An 18527-nucleotide genomic window follows, 5' to 3' on the forward strand; every position below is an offset into this window, starting at 1 on the left:
TCGTGGTGCGGGTCCAGGCTCGGAAGGCGGAGGCGCCGCGGAGGGCGCCGTCCCGTGTGCCCACCCGTCCCGCCCCAGCGGGACGATTGCCCACACGGCGCGGGGCGCGGGGCCCAGAGCCCCCCTACTCGCTCGCGATCGCGTTCAGGACGTTCATGCGGCCCGCACGGAACGCGGGGACCAGCGCCGCGAACAGTCCCACGAACGCCGAGCCGATGAAGACCGTCACGATCGTCGGCCACGGGATCTCCAGGACCCCGAGGCCTTCGAGGGCGAGGAGCTTCTGCGCGGCCGTGCCCCAGCCCATGCCGAGCCCCAGGCCGAGCAGCGCGCCGAAGAGGGCGATGACCACCGACTCCAGGCGGATCATGCGCCGCAGCTGCCGCCGCGAGAGCCCGATGGCCCGCATGAGGCCGATCTCGCGGGTCCGCTCGACCACCGAGAGGGCGAGGGTGTTCACGACGCCGAGGACCGCGACGACGATCGCGAGCGCGAGGAGCCCGTACACGATGTTGAGCAGCTGACCGACCTGGTTCTGCAGCTCTTCCTTGTAGTCGGCCTGGTTGCTGACCTTGTACTGCGGGTACGGCGCGAGCGCGTCCTTGAGCGCCTGGTACGCCGCGTCCTCCTGCCCGTCCTTGGCGCTGGCCAGGATGAGGAGGCTGTTCGGCACCCGCTCGGCCGGCAGGTGGCGGGCGACGGTGGACACGTTCGTGTACATCGCCCCCTTGTCGACCTGCCCGGTGTCCGCGGTGATCGCCGCGACCTTCAGCTTGACCGTGTCGCCGCCCTTGAAGGCGAGGGTCAGGACGTCGCCGACCTTCACGCCGTGCTCGGTGGCGTAGTCGCTGCCGACGGACATGGCGTTCTCGCCGTACGCGTCGGTGAGGGTGCCCGCGGTGACCTCGCGGCGCAGGTCCTTCACGTACGTGGGGTCGGTGGCGGCCAGGTCGGCCGTGGTGGTCCTGCCCCGCGGGTCGGTGACCTTCGCGTCGACCCACTTGTACTCGGTGACGTGGTCCAGGCCGGGGGTCTTCTCCAGCGCGGACTGCGCCTGCGGCACGATCGGCTGCCCGGTGGCGGACTGCACGATGTAGTCGGCGCCGACGGAGCGGTCGAGTTCCTCGGTGGCCGAGGCGACCATCGAGGAGCCGACGACGGACAGGCCGGCGACGAGCGCGAGGCCGATCATCAGGGCGGCGGCGGTGGCGCCGGTGCGGCGCGGGTTGCGGAGCGCGTTGCGTTCGGCCATCCGGCCGACGGGCCCGAAGATCCGCAGGACGACGGCGCCGAGGACGCGGACGACGACTCCGGCGAGGAGCGGGCCGACGACGACGAAGCCGAGGAGGGAGAGGACGACGCCGAGGCCGAGCCAGAGGGAGCCGGGTCCGGCCTCCTCGGCGCGGGCCGCCGCCACCAGGGCGGCCGCTCCGGCGGCGGTGAGGAGGAGCCCGAGCACGCCCCGTACCCGTCCGGCCTTGCCGTCGGCGGGGGTGCCCGCGTCACGGAGGGCGGCCATCGGGGAGACCTTCCCGGCCCGGCGGGCGGGGATGTACGCGGCGAGGACGGTGACGACGATGCCGAGGGCGAGGCCGACGGCCGGGGTCGTCCAGGCGATCGTGAGGTCGCGGGTGGAGAGTTCCATGCCCATCGAGGACATGAGCTTCATGAGCCCGACGGCGAGGCCGACGCCCGCGGCGACGCCGGCGATCGAGCCGACGAGGCCGAGGAGGACCGCCTCGACGAGGACGGAACGGTTCACCTGCTCGCGGCTCGATCCGATGGCCCGCATGAGGCCGATCTCGCGGGTGCGCTGGGCGACCAGCATGGAGAAGGTGTTGACGATGAGGAAGATGCCGACGAGGAAGGCGATCCCGGCGAAGCCGAGCATGGCGTACTTCATGACGTCGAGGAAGCCGGCGACGTCCTCGCGGCCCGCGTCGGCGACCTCGGCGGCGGTGTGCAGCTTGTAGTGCGCGGCGTCGGCGCCGAGGGCGGCGGCCACGTCCGCCTTGAGGGCCTCGTCGCTCACACCGGGCTTCGCGTCGACCATGACCTGGGTGAACAGGCCTTCCTTGCCGAGGAGTTCGCGCTGCGCGGTGGCGGTGTCGAAGTAGACGACGGTGGCGCCGGGGTTGGTGACCTTGAACTCGACGATGCCGGAGATCTTCGCGCTGTGGTCGCCGGTGACGGCGATCGTGCGCAGGGTGTCGCCGATCTTCAGGTGGTGCTTCTCGGCGGTGCCGGAGTCGACGACGACGTCGGTGGGACCACGCGGTTCGTGGCCGGAGGCCAGCTCGACCGAACGGAGCTCGTAGGGGCCCCAGTTGACGGCGATGGTCGGCGCGCCGCCGGTGGGGCCGACGTTCTTGTTCTTCGCGTCGACGACGGTGACGCTCAGGGAGGTGACCGAGCCCTGCGCGTCCTTGACGCCCTCGGCCTTCCTGACCCGCTCGACGAGCGAGGCGGACAGGGTCTCGGGGCGGCCGTTCTGCGGGGTCTCGTCGTTGCCGCCCGCGCCCTTCGGGCTGACGGTGACATCGGAGGCGGTCGACGCGAAGAGCTTGTCGAACGTCGTGTTCATGGTGTCGGTGAAGACCAGCGTCCCACTGACGAACGCGACGGAGAGGAGGACGGCGACGGCGGAGAGCGCCATGCGGCCCTTGTGCGCGAGGAAGTTGCGCAGCGAGGTCTTGAGGACGGTCATGACGTCCGCCCGCGCGCGTCGAAGTCCTTCATGCGGTCGAGTACGGCGTCGGCGGTGGGCCGCTCCATCTCGTCCACGATCCGCCCGTCGGCGAGGTAGAGCACCCGGTCCGCGTAGGAGGCGGCGACGGGGTCGTGCGTGACCATGACGATGGTCTGGCCCAGCTCGTCCACGGAGGAGCGGAGGAAGCCGAGGACCTCGGCACCGGCCCGCGAGTCGAGGTTTCCGGTCGGCTCGTCACCGAAGATGATCTCCGGCCGGGCGGCGAGCGCACGGGCGACGGCCACGCGCTGCTGCTGGCCGCCGGAGAGCTGGTTCGGCCGGTGCTTGAGCCGCTCGGAGAGCCCGACGGTGTCGACGACCCGTCGCAGCCACTCGGCGTCCGGCTTGCGCCCGGCGATGTCCATCGGCAGCGTGATGTTCTCGATGGCGTTCAGGGTGGGCAGCAGGTTGAACGCCTGGAAGATGAAGCCGATCCGGTCCCGGCGCAGCCGGGTGAGCTTCTTGTCCTTGAGGCCGGTGATCTCGGTCTCGTCGAGGAAGATCTGCCCGCTGGTGACGGTGTCGAGCCCGGCGAGGCAGTGCATCAGGGTCGACTTGCCGGAACCCGAGGGTCCCATGATCGCGGTGAACTGCCCGCGGGCGATGTCCACGTCGACGGAGTCGAGGGCGACGACCCGGGTCTCCCCGGAGCCGTACGCCTTCACGACCTGCCGCGCCCGCGCCGCGACGGCCGTCCCCTCGCCAGTACCCCCGTGCCTGGGGATGGTCACAGCCGAAGTCACGGATTTCTCCTTGAAGCGGTGGGTGGGTTTGTAAGTTCAAGTTAAGAAGCGCGAACGGCACTTCTCGTCCTCCGCCGGTACGAACGACCCCTGGCCCGCATGGGGGAGAAGCCCTTAGGGGTTCCCCACCCGCAGGTGGAGTGAGACCCTGACTCGCGCACATTTAGGTGTATGAAGAAAGGAAGGGGGCGCGGTGACAGAGCCGTCGACGACCCGGGCCGGAGCAGGCCCCGCACCGGCGACCGCCCCCCGCCCCGGACCCCGAGGCCCCGTGGTCATCGCCCTGATGCTCGCCATGGGGCTCGCCGCGCTCGACGGGACCATCGTGTCCACCGCCGTGCCCCAGATCGTGGGCGACCTCGGCGGGCTCTCCGTCTTCTCCTGGCTCTTCTCCGGCTACCTGCTCGCCGTCACCGTCACCCTGCCCGTGTACGGGAAGCTCAGCGACACCTTCGGCCGCAAGCCCGTCCTCATCGCCGGAACCGTCCTCTTCCTCATCGGCTCCGTCCTGTGCGCCGTCGCCTGGAACATGCCCTCCCTGATCGCCTTCCGCGTCGTCCAGGGCCTCGGCGGCGGGGCGCTCCAGGGCACCGTCCAGACCATCGCCGCCGACCTGTACCCCCTGAAGGAACGCCCGAAGATCCAGGCCCGGCTCTCCTCCGTCTGGGCCGCGTCCTCGATCGCAGGACCCGCCCTCGGCGGCCTCCTCGCCGGCTACGCCGACTGGCGCTGGATCTTCCTCATCAACCTGCCCGTCGGCCTGCTCGCCCTCTGGCTCATCGCCCGCCACCTGGTCGAACCCGCCCGCACCGCACCCCGCGCCCGCGTCCGCATCGACTGGGCCGGCGCCCTCGCGATCTTCGCCACCGGAGCCGTACTCATCACCGCGCTCGTCCAGGGCGGCGTCGCCTGGCCCTGGCTCTCGGCCCCGTCCCTCGGCCTCCTCGGCGGAGCCGCCGCCCTCGCCGCGCTCACCGTCCTCATCGAACGGCGCGCGGCCGAGCCGATCATCCCCGGCTGGGTCTGGCGCCGCCGCACGATCGCCGCCGTCAACCTCGCCCTCGGCGCCCTCGGCCTGCTGATGGTCGCCCCGACGGTCTTCCTGCCGACGTACGCGCAGTCCGTCCTCGGCCTGGGCCCGATAGCCGCCGGCTTCGTCCTGTCCTCCTGGACCCTGAGCTGGCCCCTCACGGCCGCGCTCTCGAACCGGGTCTACACCCGCATCGGCTTCCGCCTCACGGCGGTCCTCGGCATCTCCCTGGCCCTGCTCCTCCTGCTGGCGTTCCCCTTCCTGCCGTTCCCCGGCCAACCCTGGCAGCCCGCCCTCCTGATGCTGCTGCTCGGCGGAGCCCTCGGCCTCTTCCAGCTGCCGCTGATCGTCGGAGTGCAGTCCACCGTCCCGTACGAGGAGCGCGGCACGACGACGGCCTCGGTCCTCTTCTGCCGCCAGGTCGGCCAGAGCGTCGGCGCCGCCCTCTTCGGCGCGATCGCCAACGGCGTCCTCGCCGCCCGCCTCGGCGCGGACACGGACCTCGACACCCTGGCCCGCGCACTGACCTCCACCGACGCGATCCGCCGAGCGGTCGACGCGGCGGTGGACTGGGTCTACCTCGGCGCGGCCGGCGCGGCGGCCCTCGCGCTCCTGGCCCTCCTCACGCTGGCGCCCCGCCGCTTCCCGGTCCTCAAGGAGGAGGACTGAGTACGCGTCCGCCGGGAGATGAGCACGCGCGCCCATGCCCGGGCGGCGCACCGGCCCCGACGATGGGGGCATGAACCCCGACACGTACGCGACGCTCTACGGCCCCGCCCGCCCGGCGCCCCCACCTCACCGTGGGACCGCCGTCACCGTGGTGGCGGCCGTGCTGTGGACGGTCGCCCTCCTGCTGCTCGGGTTCACGGGGTTCGTGGCGATGTGGGCCGAGGCGGACAGAGGGCCGACCGACGGGATCCCGCTGGGCTGGGTGCTGATCTGCCTCACCATCGCGGCCGTACCGATCGCCCTGTTCCGCACGCCCGCCGTCCGCCGCCTGTCCGTCCCGACCCGCGCCCTCGTCACGGGCCTCGCGACCTGCACGACCGCGATCGGCCTTCTGGTCTGCGCGTTCTAGCCGGAGAGCCCTGCCGTCCGGCTCGGACAGCAGGGCTCTCGCGCGTACAAGCAGCGGTTGTACTACTCCGCCGAGGCGAGCCCGACGAACCCGGCCCACGCCTCACGCGAGACCCGCAGGCCCGGCCGGGCCACGTCCTTGGAGTCCCGGACGTGCACGGCTCCCGCGCCGGCCGCGACCTCGACGCAGTCGCCGCCGTCACCGCCGCTGTAACTGCTCTTGAACCAGGCGAGGGACTCCGCGCTGTTCATAGCTCTCCCAACAGTTTCTCGATGAACTCCAGTGACTCTCGCGGGCTGAGAGCCTGCGACCGGATGATCCCATAGCGGGCTGCGGCGAGAACGGTCTGCTTGGTGTCGGTCTCCATGGCACTGGTGCTCTGGGCTTCGGCGTACACGAACCTCTTGCCGTCCTCGCGGGTGACGACCGTGAACGGCCCTTCCAGGCCCGCGTTGTCCTCGCAGTCGAGCGGCATGACCTGGATCTCGACGTTCCGTCGCTGGCCGATGAGGATGAGCTGCTCCAGTTGCCCGCGCAGTACCTCCCTGCCGCCGACCTTCCGCCGCAGCACCGACTCGCACATGACGAAGCTGAGGAAGGGCGCGGGGCGTCGGTCGAAGATGTCCTGTCGGGCCAACCGGGCGGTCACTCGCTGCTCTATGGTCTCGGCGTCGAGCGGCGGACGCCGGTTGCTGAGCACCGCCCGCATGTACTCCTCGGTCTGCAACAGTCCCTTGACCGCCAGGGTGTCGTACGCGAGCAGCTCCACCGCCTGCTTCTCCAACTGCGCCATCCCCTGGAAGAACGCCGGGTACTGCGCCTTCTCCAGCTGGTCCTTCCAGACCGTCAGCAGCCCGCCCGCGTCCAGCACCTCGTCGGAGCGGTCGATCGCCCTCGGCGGCGGGATCCGCCGCCCCTGTTCAAACGAGGCGATCGTCGACGCCGAGTAGCCCAGCCGCTTGCCCAGCTCCTCCCGTTCCATCTTCGCCCGCACCCGCAGCGTCTTCAGGCTCTGCCCGAACGCCGCCACCACACCCTTGCCGGACTTGTCCGCCGCCTGGCCCACCTCGGCCTCGGGCTCTTCCTCCGCCAACGCGCCCCACCTCTCGTACCGGGCCCGACACGACACGTACAAGGCAGTCGCGTCAGTGCGTCACCACTGGTCACGCTACGCCACCAAGAGGAGCTTGGGAGGTATGACGAGCAACAACGACAGCCCCACCGGCACCACCCAACTCTCGGGCGTCTCGCCTTACTTGGGCAGCCGGATCTTCTCCCTGCGGTTCACCTCCACGCCCCGGGGCGCACGGCTCGCGCGCCGGCTCGTCGCCGTTCGGCTGGACGAGTGGGGTGTCCCGTACGGGACCGGGGCGCACGAGACCGTCGTGCTGGTCGCGGCCGAACTGGCGGCGAACGCGGTGCGGCACGGGCACGTGCCGGGGCGGGACTTCCACCTGTCGCTGCGGCTCGCGGACGTCGCGCGGATCGAGGTGACCGACACGCGGGCGGAGCGCGTACCGCCCCGTCCCGGCCGCCTTCCGGAGCCGGAACTCCTGGAAGGCGGCCGGGGGTTGCTCCTCGTCGAGGCGCTCGCCGACCGGTGGGGGTGGTGCCCGAGGCTCCGGGCGCCGGGGAAGACGGTGTGGGCGGAGTGCGCCCTCACCTGAGGGGCGGGCTAGAAGACGGAGTTGTAGAACGAGTCCTGTGTCAGGGACACGGACACACCGCGCTTGAAGGGAGCCGACCAGTCGCCCGTGCCCGCGTAGAAGGTCTCGTCGCCGTTCGAGGCGATCAGGTCGGCGCGACCGTCGCCGTTGGCGTCACCGACGGCGGTGAGGCCGGTGAAGCCACCCCACCCGGAGCCGACCTTCGTGCGGGCGGCGAAGGTGCCGTCGCCCTTGCCGAGGTACAGCCAGAGGACCCCGGCCTTGTCACGGGCGAGGAGGTCTCCGGCCGGGCCGCCGGCGAGGTTCCCGGTGGCGGTCAGCTGGTTGTAGACGCCCCAGCCGCCGCCGATCTTCTTGCGGGCCGCGAACGGCGCGGTGGCCGAGCCCGTGCCCTTGTACAGGTACAGGTCGCCCGCCTTGTCGGTCGCGACCAGGTCCGCCCGGCCGTCGCCGGTCAGGTCGCTGCCGCCCGCCAGCTCGTTGTAGGCCTGCCAGCCCGCGCCGATCTTCGTACGGCCCGCGAGCGGCTTGTCCCGGTCACCGGTGCCCCGGTAGAGCCAGAGGACGCCGTCGCGGTCCCGGGCGACGACGTCGGGGGCGGTCGAGCCCGCGATGTTCCCGACGCTCTCCATCCGGTCGTACGTGCCCCAGCCGCTGCCGACCCGCGAGGCGCCGGTGTCCGCCAGGGAGCCACCGGGGGCGGTGGGCCGGGTGCCGAAGCGCCACAGGACACCCTCGGGGTCCCGGACGAGGAGGTCGGCCGTGCCGTCGTCGTCGTAGTCGTGCGGTGCGGCGGGGCGGGTCACGGTGAACCGGCCGGTGGTGACCAGCTCCGGGCCGATGCCCTCGTCCGGGCGGGCGGTGAGCTTCCACTCGTACTCGCCGTTGCGGGCGGGGCGCGCCCAGTCCCGGCTCTCCAGGTCCTTGCCGTCCCAGTGCCAGGTGATCCGGCGCGGGGTCCCGACTGCGGGGCCGTCCTGGGCGGACCATCCGCCGGACACCGTCTGACCGCTGGGCACGTGGGTCAGGGTCAGCCACACCTCGCTGTCCGCCCGGGACAGGTCCCAGCTGAAGTCGAATCCGCGCGCGACCTCGTCGCCGGTGAGCGTCTTCGGGGTGACGGAGCCGGTGAGGGTGAGGACGGTCGACTGCCGTGTGGAGGCGACGAGTTCGACGTCCGGGCGGCCGCCGTCGGCGCGCGGCGAGATCCGGTAGAGGCCCTCGCCCTGCTCGGGGGTGCCACCGCGCACGAGGAGGCTGCCGCCGGGGCCGGTGACGGCGGAGGAGAACGCGGTGAGGAGGACGGCCTTCTCTCCGGTCTCGACGGACTGGACGGTGAACGGCCGCTTCGTCGGGTTGTCCCCGCCGGGCGCGTAGGTGGAGGACTCGATGTGGGCCTTCTGGCCGGACGCCATCCAGCCGCCGACCAGGTACACCGGGTCGGACAGGTCGTCGTCCGACGGGATCCACAGCTCGTCGGTGGTGCCGCGCCGGTAGGCGACGATCCCGTGGACGGAGGTGCCTCCCGACATCCGCGCCTCCCGCCAGGCCACGTGCGTGGCGGAGACGGCGCCGTCCCGGGCCCACTCGTCCGTGGTCTGGGAGTACCAGCGCGTCGAGTCCGTGGCGAGGTCGACGAGGACCTTGACCTCCGTCCCGGTCTGGTCGAGGCGGCACTCGTACAGCGCGGAACCGGTGTCGGTCCAGCCCTCACGGCCTTCGTAGCAGTCGAATCCGGCGGATCCGGCCACCCACCTGGGCTTCGGGGTGCCGCCGTCGAGCGTGGCGGCGTACTGCTTCACGCCGTCTGCCTCTCGTTTCCCGAGGAGCAGGGTGGTGCCGGCCAGGCCCTCGAAGAAGTAGCCGGTACCGAGCGTGTCGAGGTTCACCTCCTGCGGGGCAGGGGCAGTCGTGGCGGGCGTCGACAGGTCGTAGACGCGCACCACGCGGCCCGCGACCGGGGCGGACCGGTCGACGGTGACGACGAGGTCCGAGGCTCCGGCGGCGGAGGCGGCGGTGGCGCCGGGCAGGACGACCGACGAGCCGTCCGCGTACCAGGTCCAGCGGAACTCGGGCGTGCTGCCGCGGGTCTTCGACAGGAAGCCGCTCGGGCCCGCGCCGACGACGTCCGCGTTGCGCGGGAACGGCACAGTGGTCTGCTGGGCCTCCTGCGCGGCGGCCGGCGCGGCGGTGGCCGGTATGGCGCTGAGCGTGCCGCCCGTGGCGGCGATGACGATGGTGACGGCGGCGGCCGCGAGTCGGCGGCCACGCGCGCGTGCGTGGTTCATGTAGGGGTTCCCTCCGTGAAGGGATGACGTTAGCCGCTCCCCAGGTCACCCCTCCCGCCGCCCCCGTATCACCAGCAACAACGGCACCACCGCCAGCAGTTCCCCCACCGCCCCCGTCCACAGCGCCGCCCGCACGCCCGCGTACTGGCCCACAAGCCCGCCCGCCAGGGCGCCCAGCGGCATGCAGCCCCAGACCACGAAGCGGAACGTCGCCGTCACGCGGCCGAGGAGGGGGGCCGGGGTGAGGCGCTGGCGGAGGGTCACCGAGCTGATCTTGAAGGTCATGAAGGCGGTCCAGCCGAGGCCCTGGAGCACGCACGCCACCGCGAACCGCCCGTCCGCCTGGAAGAACGGCAGCGCGAGCAGCCACAACACCCCGCTCACCAGCACCGACGCGCACATCGCGGGCCGCTCGCCGAGGCGGGCCGCGATCCGGGTGGTGAGGAGGCTGCCGAGGAACCCGCCGAGCGCCTCCGCCGTGAACACGAGCCCGCACAGGAACGGCGAAAGGCCCAGGTCCCCCGCCAGCAGGACCAGGAGCATGGACGCGCCGATCGTGCCGCACAGGTTGGAGATCGCGGCCGTCAGCGTCAGCGCCCGCAGCAGCCGGTCCCGGAACACGAACCGCAGCCCCTCCGCGATCTCGCCCCGCAGCCGCGCCCCGGGGACCCGCTCCGGACGGGGGTCCGGGCGGCGGATCCGGGACAGCAGCAGCGCGGAGACCAGGAAGCTGACCGCGTCGACGGCCAGCGCCACCGGTGCGGTCACCGCCGCGACGAGCGCGCCGCCCGCGCCGGGGCCGCCCGCCGCCGTGACCGTACGGCTCGCCTCCAGGGCCACGTTCGCGTCCACGAGGCGTTCCTCGTCGACCAGTTGGGGGAGGTGGCTCTGGTACGCGATGTCGAAGAAGGCCGTGCAGACGGACAACCCGAAGGCCACCGCGTAGAGATGAGGGAGCATGAGGGTGTCCAACCACGCGGCGAGCGGCAGGGTCGCCAGGAGGGCCGCCCGGCCCAGGTCTCCCACGATCATCACGCGGCGGCGGCGCATCCGGTCCACCCACGCCCCGGCCGGCAGCCCGAGGAGCAGGAAGCCCAGGTACTCGCACGTCACCAGGAGTCCCGCCTCGAAGGGCGTCGCGTCGAGCGGCCCGATCGCCACGAGCGGAAGCGCCAGGACGGTGACGGCGGTACCGGCCTGGCTCACGGTGTCGCCGATCCACAGCCGGCGGAAGTCCGGCAGCCTGATGAGCCGGGGTGCAAGGGTGGTGGTCATGTCGGCGACACCATCACCGCCGGCCCCCGCCGACCATTGTTTTAGTCTGGGCGAAAAGCTCGTACGGGAGGCCCGCGTGGGAGAGATACGGTTCGGCGTCGACGACCTGGCGCAGCTCCGGTTCGCCCTGTCACCCCTCTGGGAGTCCGTCGCCGCCCTGCGCGCCTCCACCGACCCGGGCGGCCACGCCCTCCATCTCCCCTGGATCAAAACGGCGTTGACCGTCGGCCGGGAGCGCACCGCCCTGATCCCGCACCTGCCGGATCTCGAAGCCCTCGTCCCGCCCCCGCGCTGCCCCCTCGCCGAGATCGAGGAGGAGCTCACCCTGACCCCGCCCGGCCACCGGGAGGCGCTGCTCGCCTGGTGGCGGGCCGGGGTGCGCCCGTACTGGCCCCGGATCAGGGCCGTACTGGAGGCCGACCTCGCGTACCGCACCCGGCAGCTCGCCGAGGACGGCATCCAGGAGGTCTTCGCCCATCTGCACCCGAGCCTGCGGTGGGCGGAGGACCGGCTCACCGGGGCCGGCCTCCCGGCCGGGGGCCTCGCCCTGGACGGCGGCGGGATCACCCTCGCCCCGAGCGCCTTCACGAACCGCTGCGTCCTGCTGCCCGCGCGGTACGGCGTCGCGCCGTGCCTGGTCTATCCCGTACGGGCCGTCGGCACCCTGTGCGAGCGGAACGCCGAGCCGGGCGACGGGCTGGCGCGGCTCCTCGGGCGCAGCAGGGCGGGGCTCCTGGGCCGTACGAGCACCCCGACGACCACGACCGGCCTCGCCCAGCAGACCGGCCTGAGCGTCGGCGCGGTGTCGCAGCACCTGGCCGTGCTGCGGGACGCGGGCCTGGTGACCTCGCACCGGTACCGGCGCGAGGTGTACTACCGGGCGAGCGAGCTCGGCGAGGCGCTGCTCGGACGGGCTTCCTAGGCGTTCCCGGCGAGGCGCCGCTCGGACGGGCTTCCTAGGCGTCCCGCGGCGGACGCGGGATCGTCAGGCAGAACGGGTGCCCCGCCGGGTCCAGGACCACCCGCCACCGGTCCGGTCGGGGCTGCTCGGCGGGGACGGTCGCGCCCCACTCCACCAGGCGGGCCGTGGCCTCGTCCAGGTCGTCGACGTCGAAGTCGAGGTGGAGCTGCTGCGGGGACTCCTGGCCCGGCCAGGACGGCGGCCGGTAGCCGTCGACGCGCTGGAAGCCGAGGAACAGGCCGCCGTCCGCGCCGCGCAGTCCCGCGAACTCGTCGTCGGACCGGTCGGCGAGCGGGATGCCCGTGGCCCGGTGGTAGAACGCGGCCAGGGCCATGGGGTCGGCGCAGTCGAGCGTGACCGCCGTCAGTTTCATGAGCATGGCTGGACTCCGGGGACGTAGAAGCTGAGGTTGAGGCGGGCGCCGGGGGCGGTGACGGGCTCGGCGAGACAGGTGACGAGCCGCCCGGGGCCGTGGACGGCATGACGGGCGGGGAGTTCGGAGCCGTCGACGAAGGGGACGGGGACGGAGGCGGCGGCGCGGTAGAGCGGGCCGGCCACCGGGTCGTCGAGGACGTCCCGTTCGAGGCGGGCGAGCGCGGGATTGTCCGGGCGCAGCTCCGTGCTGTGCTTCAGGTGGGGCATCATGGCCGGCGCCCACTGGCTCTCCCAGTGCGTCAGGACCTCGGTGCGGGCCTCGGGCTCCAGGAGCAGCCAGCGCATGATGTTGGCGGGCGCCTCGCCCCGGGGGAAGAAGCGGCCGAACTCCGCGTTGTGGGCGACGACGTTCCACTCGGCGTCGCTGAGGAACGCCAGCGCGCCGCGGACCTGATCGACCGCCCGCTGCCAGACCCCGGCCAGGGAGGTCCCGGCGGTGCAGTGCAGCACCCGGGGCGGGCTCTCCTTGCGGGTCAGCCGCCACAGGAACGTCCACTCCTGCTCGTTCATCCCGAGGGTCTTCGCGACCGCGGCGAGGAAGTCACTGCCGGGATTGACGAGTTGGCCGTTCTCGAACCGGTTGTACGTGCCCCGGGTCCGGTTGAGGAGTTCGTCCATCTGCTCCTGGCTCAGGCCCGCGGCCCGTCGGCCGGGGCCGGCCGACCGGCCGGGGAACCCCACGGTGACGGGGTCGATCGCGGCACGACGCTCCTGCAGGACGTGCTTCAGGGCGCGCCGGTCACCGGCGGTGAGTCGCATCGGGCGTACCTGTCGGTCGGGCTGCGCGGGCAGCGGACGGAATGTGCCGTTCGATCGACCGCAATTATCCGCACCTACGTGCTGCTGTCGTTCAACTGCTCGGCGGCGTGGGAGCGTCGATGGGCCGCGACGCGTTCGCGGGTCGCGCAGCGGCGGGAGCAGTAGCGGCGTTCCGGACCGCTGCCCAGGGTGATGAAGACGTTCTGACAGCCGGCTGAGGCGCAGATCCTGCCGGGCGGGCGCTGCCGGTCCCAGACGAGGACGGTCAGGGCCATGCAGGACGAGGCGAGGAGCCACTCGCCCCAGGGCGCGTCGTCGTCGTGGTCGAGGTGGGGGTGCCAGGGGGTGCTGCCGCCGTGCGAGGTCAGACGGAGCGGTCCGGTGTGGTCCCGCAGGAGGCGGTTGAGGGTGGCTGCGGCGTCGTCGACGTGCTCGGCGGCGAAGACCTGCCGCAGGAGTGCGGCGGCCGTGCCCATCCCGGCCACGTCGCGGATGGTGAGGTCGACGGCGTCGGTCTCGCCGTACGCGCGGAGCACGGCGGCGACCTCGGCCGGGTCGGGGTGGTCGTCGGCGAGGGCGTTGACCAGGGCGGCGGTCCGGCGGGCCGTGGCCAGTACGGAGTGCCGGGTGGACCAGTCGTCGCGGTGGGAGAGCACCGGGGGAATGTAACGCATCTTGCCGAGTTTTGAGTTACCTCCGTAACGTCTCGGCGATGAGAAAGCGTTACCCCCTCCGCCTCTATCTCGCCGGAACCGTGGCCGCTCGTGCCGGGGACGAGATGTCAGGACCGGCGCTGATGCTGGCGGGGTTCGCCCTGGCCGGATCGACCGTCGAAGCGTCCTCGCTGCTCGCCGCCGTCACGATCTCCGCGGCGGTGGGAGGGCCGGTGCTCGGTGTGCTCCTCGACAGGGCGGGACGGCCGGGGCGCCTGCTGGCCGGGGCCCTCGTCCTGTACGCGGCGGGGCTGGCGGTGATCCTCGTGGGACTCGGCCGCTTGCCGTTCACGGTCACCCTCCTGGTCGCCGGGGTGACCGGGCTGCTGGGACCGGCCCTGTCGGGCGGCTGGACGGCCCAGCTTCCGCGCGTGGTGCCGGGCGACCGCCTGCCCCGGGCGAACGCGCTCGACGCCATGACGTTCAGCCTGGCGAGCCTGGCCGGTCCGGCCCTCGCCGGTGGCGTGGCGGAGCTGCTGGGAGCCCCGACGGCCGTGGTGGTCTCCGTCGTGCTCATCACCTCGGCGCTGCCCGCCGCATGGACTCTGCCCGCCCGCCCCGGGCGCCCGCCGGGCGTTGCGGCGGCCTCGGTGGCCGGCGACCTCGCCGCCGGAATGCGGGTCATCGCCGGACGGCGGTCCCTGGCACGGGCGACCCTCAGCTCGGTCGTCTCCTGTGCCGCCCAGGGCATGCTGACGGCGTGCCTTCCGCTCCTGGGTGAACGCGTGCTGGGCGGAGCCGGCCGGGGCGCGGTGCTGCTCTCCTGCACGGCGGTCTCCGCTCTGCTGGCCAACGCCGTACTCGCCCGGTTTCCACGGGCGTTGTCCCCCGACACGGTCATCTGGGCCAGTGCCCTGGTCCAGGCCGCCGCGATGGCCCTGGCCGCCGTGGGGTCACCCGTCGCGCTCGTCGTGGCCGTACTCGTCGCGGGGATCGGTGAAGGACCCCAGCTGGCCGCCCTGTTCGACGTCCGCCACCGGGAGGCCCCGGATCACCTGCGGGGCCAGATCTTCACCACCGGCGCCAGCCTGAAGATCACCGGATTCGCCCTGGGGGCAGCGGCGGCCGGACCCCTCGCGACCTGGTCCCTTCCCGGCACTCTGGCACTCGCCGCGTGTGCGGCGGTCCTGGCGGCACTGGCCTTCTTCGCGATCCCGCCGGCCACTTCGGAATGACCGGCGCGGTCCGCACCGGCTAGGAGGGGTCGGCGTCGGTCTCCTGCGCCGACTTCTCCTCCGGGCCTTCCGGGTCCTCCTGGTCCTTCGGGTCCTTCGGCTCCGCGGCGGTCGGACGGCCCGTCAGCGCGGCCAGCGAGTTACGGATGTGCTCCATGTGGGAGTGGATCTCGTCCCGCGCCTCCTCGTGCTCCCGCAGCACCCGCTCCGTCTCCCGCTCGACCCGCTCCGCCGTCACCCTGGCCTCGGCGCGCAGCTCCTCCGCGCGCGCCTCGGCGTCCTCCTGGCCGTGCCGGGCCCGCTCCTCCGTCTCGGCCAGCGCCCGCCGCGCCTCCGCGAGCCCCGCCTCCGCCGCCGCGATCAGTTCGTCATGGCGGGCGTCCAGGGCCGCCGCCTCCGCCTCGGCCGTACGCTCGGACTCCTCCCGTACCGCCGTCTGCTCCGCGCGCTGCTCCGCCCGCAGCGCCTCCGCACGGCGCACGGTCTCCTCGAAGGCCTCCCGGGCCGCGGTCCGCGCCCCCTCCGCGTCCCGCCGCGCGATCGTCGCCATCTCCTCGGCCCGCCCGCGCGCCTCCTCCAGGGCCGCCCGGGCCGCCGCGTCCGCCGCAGTCCGCACGCCCTCCGCGTACGCCGCGGCGGCCTCCGCCGCCTCACCGGCCGCCTGCTCGGCGGCCTCCGCGAGGGCCTGGGCCTCCGCCTCGGCGGCCCGGACCAGCCGCTCGTCCTCCTGCTCGGCCAGCTCCAGGATCTTCTGCGCGGCCTCGCCGAGGACCTCGTACCGGTGCGGGACGAGCTGCTTGACGGCCAGCCGGAGGCCCGTGGCCTCCGCCTCCATCTCCTTCGCCAGGACCGTGAGCCGCGCCGCCCGCTCCCAGGCGGCGTCGCGCTCCTCGGAGAGCGCGGCGAGCTGGCGGTCGACCTGCTCGGGCCGGTACCCGCGCCCCCGTCCGACGGCGAAACTCATCCCTGACGCCCCTTCCCATTGGCCTCGAACAACCAGGATGCGTCATCAGAACGGACAAAAGGCGCCCAACGTGCACGCACGTCGAGCGCCCTTCGTCACATTCGGTTCAATTCTGCCTACAGAAGGACTATGGAGAACCTTCGGAAGGACTACAGAAGGCCGTCCCACATCTGTTCGAGCAGCACCGACCACCAGTTCTCCGGCGACGACAGCGCCGCCGGATCCAGCATCGCCAACTGCGCCTGGAAATCGACCGTCCAACGGCCCGCCTGCTCCGGGTTCAAGCCGAACCGCAGCCGCCACATCCGACCGAGCAACGCCATCGACCGCGTGAACTCCGGCAGCCCCGTGTTCACGAACTGCGGCGGCACCGACTGCCCGCCCGGACCGGCCTCCACCGGCACCGCCACGATGTGCGCGGTCCCGTACTGGACACAGATCGCCCGGCCGAAGTCCGAACCGAGCACCAGATACGAACTCGCGTCCGGCGCCGCCGCAACCTGCCGCTGCGCCGCCAGCTCCGCCAGCGTCGGCACCACCGGAACCGCCGGCTGCGCCCAGAAGAACGGCCCGAAGTCCGCCGGAAGCCCCGCCCACACCAGCGTGCGCGCCACGACCTCCGGCACACCCTGCCGGGACACCGCCCGCTGGTCGAAACGCAGGATCCCCGGACCGAACGCACCCGCCAGCTCCTGCGCGATCCCCTCCGGGGGGACCGGCGGCGCCGGCTGCACCTGCGGCAGCGGCGCCCGCACCGGAGCCGGACGCGCCGGACCGTCCGCGACCTGATGCAACTCACCCTGATGAGTGAGCAGTTGCCGCATGCCCTGCTGCCGGCCCGCGTGATCACGGCCGTACGGGGCGATGCTCGTGATCCGCGCCTGCGGCCACGTCTCCCGGATCATCCGCGCACAGTAACCACCCGGCAGCTCGCAGGACTCCAGCTCCGTGTGGAGCTCGAGCACCTGCTGCGGCGGCACGTTCATCGCACGCAGCTCGTGCAGGATCTGCCACTCCGGATGCGGAGTGCCCGGCGCCGAACGCCGGATGAGCTGCGCCTCGGAACCGTCCGGCGCCCGGTAACGCAGCACCGCCTGATAGCCGGGCCCGACCGTCGGCTGACCCGTCGGCTGCGGATAGCCGTACGCCGGCGGTACGGGACCACCCGGAGCCACCGGACCGGGCGCGGGCGGCGGCGTGTGCCCGCCGACCGGCGGCGCCGGAGCGGGCGGAGGCGGCGGAGCCCCCGGACCACCCAGACCCCCAGGACCGGGGTGCGCCAGCATCGTCGCCGCGTGCGCCACACCGCCCGGAGGCGTACCGCCACCCGGCACACCCGGCGGCGGCGGAGGCGGCGGAGGCGCGCCAGGACCACCCTGGCTCGGATGCGCCAGCATCGTCGCCGCGTGATGCACCGGCTGCGGCGGCGTCACGGGACCCGGCGCGGCCGGCGGAGGCGGCGGACCGGGCGGCCCCGGCTGCGCCGACGGCTTGGGCCCGTCGGGCCCGAGCTGCGACACCAGCTGCGTCGGGATGTACGCGTTCGAGCCCTGCGAAGCACCCGGCACACCCGGGGCCCCCGGCGGCGGAGGCGGCGTCGGACCCCGCCCGGCCTTCGGCGGCAGCGCCGCCTTGCTCGTCGCGGCGTCCGCGATGTCCCCGGCAGCCACGGGCGCGGGCGGCGGCGGAGGCGTACCCGGAACGGCCTGCGCCGGAGCCGGAGCCGGAGCCGGGGACGGCTGGGGCGCGGACACCGGCGGGGCCTGCGGGGCCGAAGGCACCGCACCCGGAGCCGGTGCCGCCGGGTCGAGGCGAGGGGCGATCGCGGTCGGGGGCAGCGCACTGCCGCCCTTCATCAGCGCGGTCGGCGCGTCCGCACCCACCACCGGCGGCGGCGTGTCCTCGTCGTCCGTCCCCGACAACGGGGGAGCGAAGACGGTCGCGGGCAACGGCACCGCCCCGTCCGCACCACCGGAACTCGCATTGGCATCCGCCCACGGGCTACTGGGCGCGGCAGCGGGAGCCGACGGAGCCGGAGTCGGAGCCGGAGCAGGGGCCGGGGTCGCGGGCGTCGCCGGTACGCCGTCCATCGCCGTCGGCTCGTACGCGTCGGCCACCGGCGCCGGAACACGCTCGGCAGCCGGAACCGGCTCCGTAGCGGACTCCGAAGAAGAAGACGAAGCGGAAGAAGCAGACGAAGACGCAGACGAAGCCACCGAAGCCGACGGTGTCACCGCCCCCACGCCGTCCGACGCATCGTCCACCGACGCCGACGCACCCCCGCCCTCCTGCGAGGCGTGCGACTCCTCCCGCGGCAGACCGATCTTGTCCGCCGCGTCCTGCAACCACTCCGGCGGACTCAACAGGAACGACGTCTGGTTCAGATCGATCCGCGCCGCCGGCACCGCCGCCTGCGCCGGAACCTCCTCCGTCGCCCCGTACTCCTCCTCGTACCGCCGGATCACCTCACCCACCGGCAACCCCGGCCACAGCGTCGCCTCACCGGTGCGCGCGATCACGAGCCGCTGACGCCCGCCGTCCGACGTCGGACCACCCTCACGGTCCTCCGCCCACACCACGAAACCCAGCTCGAACTCCCGCACCCGCACCTCACGGTGCTGATACGACGGCAGATCGCCGTTGATCCACTCCTCGGCGCGCTCCTGCGCCTGCGCGAACGTCACCACAGC

16 protein-coding genes are annotated in these 18527 nt (G+C 73.1%); 5 read left to right on the forward strand and 11 right to left on the reverse strand.

What is annotated here, in order from left to right:
• Positions 1 to 124: 124 nt before the first annotated feature.
• Together ACWGN5_RS35875 and ACWGN5_RS35880 are read right to left on the reverse strand one after the other, a co-directional pair.
• Entirely contained in the window at positions 125 to 2707 is a 2583-nt protein-coding gene (locus tag ACWGN5_RS35875; RefSeq protein ID WP_453522605.1) for an ABC transporter permease, read from the reverse strand.
• Positions 2704 to 3492 (reverse strand): ABC transporter ATP-binding protein, encoded by a 789-nt coding sequence (locus ACWGN5_RS35880; RefSeq protein WP_453522606.1) that lies wholly within the window; start codon positions 3490 to 3492, stop codon positions 2704 to 2706. The genes ACWGN5_RS35875 and ACWGN5_RS35880 overlap by 4 nt, the downstream gene beginning before the upstream one ends.
• Positions 3493 to 3685: 193 nt before the next feature.
• Between ACWGN5_RS35880 and ACWGN5_RS35885 the strand changes: the two genes are divergently transcribed.
• Both ACWGN5_RS35885 and ACWGN5_RS35890 read left to right on the forward strand, forming a co-directional pair.
• Positions 3686 to 5191 carry an MFS transporter gene (locus tag ACWGN5_RS35885; RefSeq protein WP_453522607.1) on the forward strand — a complete coding sequence of 502 codons (1506 nt, stop codon included), beginning with the start codon at positions 3686 to 3688 and terminating at the stop codon, positions 5189 to 5191.
• 70 nt (positions 5192 to 5261) lie between these two features.
• Positions 5262 to 5600 (forward strand): hypothetical protein, encoded by a 339-nt coding sequence (locus ACWGN5_RS35890; RefSeq protein WP_453522608.1) that lies wholly within the window; start codon positions 5262 to 5264, stop codon positions 5598 to 5600.
• 62 nt (positions 5601 to 5662) lie between these two features.
• On the opposite strand, the gene ACWGN5_RS35895 is transcribed toward ACWGN5_RS35890, so the two are convergent.
• Both ACWGN5_RS35895 and ACWGN5_RS35900 read right to left on the reverse strand, forming a co-directional pair.
• Positions 5663 to 5851, reverse strand: a complete 189-nt coding sequence (locus ACWGN5_RS35895) for a DUF397 domain-containing protein (RefSeq protein ID WP_453522609.1) — start codon at positions 5849 to 5851, stop codon at positions 5663 to 5665.
• Complete coding sequence (locus tag ACWGN5_RS35900; RefSeq protein ID WP_453522610.1) at positions 5848 to 6693, reverse strand: helix-turn-helix domain-containing protein; 846 nt, start codon at positions 6691 to 6693, stop codon at positions 5848 to 5850. Before ACWGN5_RS35900 ends, ACWGN5_RS35895 begins: the two co-directional genes overlap by 4 nt.
• 103 nt (positions 6694 to 6796) lie before the next feature.
• Between ACWGN5_RS35900 and ACWGN5_RS35905 the strand changes: the two genes are divergently transcribed.
• Entirely contained in the window at positions 6797 to 7267 is a 471-nt protein-coding gene (locus ACWGN5_RS35905) for an ATP-binding protein (RefSeq protein WP_453522611.1), read from the forward strand.
• Positions 7268 to 7275: 8 nt separating this feature from the next.
• On the opposite strand, the gene ACWGN5_RS35910 is transcribed toward ACWGN5_RS35905, so the two are convergent.
• Positions 7276 to 9555 (reverse strand): FG-GAP repeat domain-containing protein, encoded by a 2280-nt coding sequence (locus tag ACWGN5_RS35910; RefSeq protein WP_453522612.1) that lies wholly within the window; start codon positions 9553 to 9555, stop codon positions 7276 to 7278.
• A 45-nt stretch (positions 9556 to 9600) separates the two neighbouring features.
• Positions 9601 to 10830, reverse strand: coding sequence for an MFS transporter (locus tag ACWGN5_RS35915; protein WP_453522613.1), 1230 nt, complete (start codon positions 10828 to 10830; stop codon positions 9601 to 9603).
• A 76-nt stretch (positions 10831 to 10906) separates the two neighbouring features.
• On the opposite strand from ACWGN5_RS35915, the gene ACWGN5_RS35920 reads away from it, so the two are divergent.
• Entirely contained in the window at positions 10907 to 11752 is an 846-nt protein-coding gene (locus tag ACWGN5_RS35920; RefSeq protein ID WP_453522614.1) for an ArsR family transcriptional regulator, read from the forward strand.
• A gap of 34 nt (positions 11753 to 11786) precedes the next feature.
• On the opposite strand, the gene ACWGN5_RS35925 is transcribed toward ACWGN5_RS35920, so the two are convergent.
• From ACWGN5_RS35925 to ACWGN5_RS35935, 3 genes are all read right to left on the reverse strand, one after another.
• On the reverse strand, positions 11787 to 12170 hold the full coding sequence (locus ACWGN5_RS35925; RefSeq protein ID WP_453522615.1) for a VOC family protein: 384 nt from the start codon (positions 12168 to 12170) through the stop codon (positions 11787 to 11789).
• Positions 12161 to 12985 carry an MmyB family transcriptional regulator gene (locus ACWGN5_RS35930; RefSeq protein WP_453522616.1) on the reverse strand — a complete coding sequence of 275 codons (825 nt, stop codon included), beginning with the start codon at positions 12983 to 12985 and terminating at the stop codon, positions 12161 to 12163. The genes ACWGN5_RS35925 and ACWGN5_RS35930 overlap by 10 nt, the downstream gene beginning before the upstream one ends.
• Before the next feature lie 74 nt (positions 12986 to 13059).
• Positions 13060 to 13659 carry a CGNR zinc finger domain-containing protein gene (locus tag ACWGN5_RS35935; protein WP_453522617.1) on the reverse strand — a complete coding sequence of 200 codons (600 nt, stop codon included), beginning with the start codon at positions 13657 to 13659 and terminating at the stop codon, positions 13060 to 13062.
• Between the two features lie 38 nt (positions 13660 to 13697).
• Here ACWGN5_RS35935 and ACWGN5_RS35940 point away from each other — a divergent pair, with 38 nt between their 5' ends.
• A complete protein-coding gene (locus ACWGN5_RS35940) occupies positions 13698 to 14873 on the forward strand; it encodes an MFS transporter (protein WP_453522618.1) in 1176 nt (391 codons plus the stop codon).
• A 19-nt stretch (positions 14874 to 14892) separates the two neighbouring features.
• On the opposite strand, the gene ACWGN5_RS35945 is transcribed toward ACWGN5_RS35940, so the two are convergent.
• Entirely contained in the window at positions 14893 to 15837 is a 945-nt protein-coding gene (locus ACWGN5_RS35945; RefSeq protein WP_453522619.1) for a cellulose-binding protein, read from the reverse strand.
• Positions 15838 to 15986: 149 nt separating this feature from the next.
• Positions 15987 to 18524 (reverse strand): SUKH-4 family immunity protein, encoded by a 2538-nt coding sequence (locus tag ACWGN5_RS35950; protein ID WP_453522620.1) that lies wholly within the window; start codon positions 18522 to 18524, stop codon positions 15987 to 15989.
• Positions 18525 to 18527 lie beyond the last annotated feature (3 nt).

Source organism: Streptomyces sp. NPDC055815 (genome assembly GCF_053616475.1).

Coding starts and splice junctions, on each gene's coding strand:
- ACWGN5_RS35890 (WP_453522608.1), top strand. CDS start 5,262: ATGAACCCCGACACGTACGCGACGCTCTACGGCCCCGCCCGCCCGGCG.
- ACWGN5_RS35930 (WP_453522616.1), bottom strand. CDS start 12,985: ATGCGACTCACCGCCGGTGACCGGCGCGCCCTGAAGCACGTCCTGCAG.
- ACWGN5_RS35895 (WP_453522609.1), bottom strand. CDS start 5,851: ATGAACAGCGCGGAGTCCCTCGCCTGGTTCAAGAGCAGTTACAGCGGC.
- ACWGN5_RS35945 (WP_453522619.1), bottom strand. CDS start 15,837: ATGAGTTTCGCCGTCGGACGGGGGCGCGGGTACCGGCCCGAGCAGGTC.
- ACWGN5_RS35935 (WP_453522617.1), bottom strand. CDS start 13,659: ATGCGTTACATTCCCCCGGTGCTCTCCCACCGCGACGACTGGTCCACC.
- ACWGN5_RS35875 (WP_453522605.1), bottom strand. CDS start 2,707: ATGACCGTCCTCAAGACCTCGCTGCGCAACTTCCTCGCGCACAAGGGC.
- ACWGN5_RS35915 (WP_453522613.1), bottom strand. CDS start 10,830: ATGACCACCACCCTTGCACCCCGGCTCATCAGGCTGCCGGACTTCCGC.
- ACWGN5_RS35910 (WP_453522612.1), bottom strand. CDS start 9,555: ATGAACCACGCACGCGCGCGTGGCCGCCGACTCGCGGCCGCCGCCGTC.
- ACWGN5_RS35905 (WP_453522611.1), top strand. CDS start 6,797: ATGACGAGCAACAACGACAGCCCCACCGGCACCACCCAACTCTCGGGC.
- ACWGN5_RS35925 (WP_453522615.1), bottom strand. CDS start 12,170: ATGCTCATGAAACTGACGGCGGTCACGCTCGACTGCGCCGACCCCATG.
- ACWGN5_RS35940 (WP_453522618.1), top strand. CDS start 13,698: ATGAGAAAGCGTTACCCCCTCCGCCTCTATCTCGCCGGAACCGTGGCC.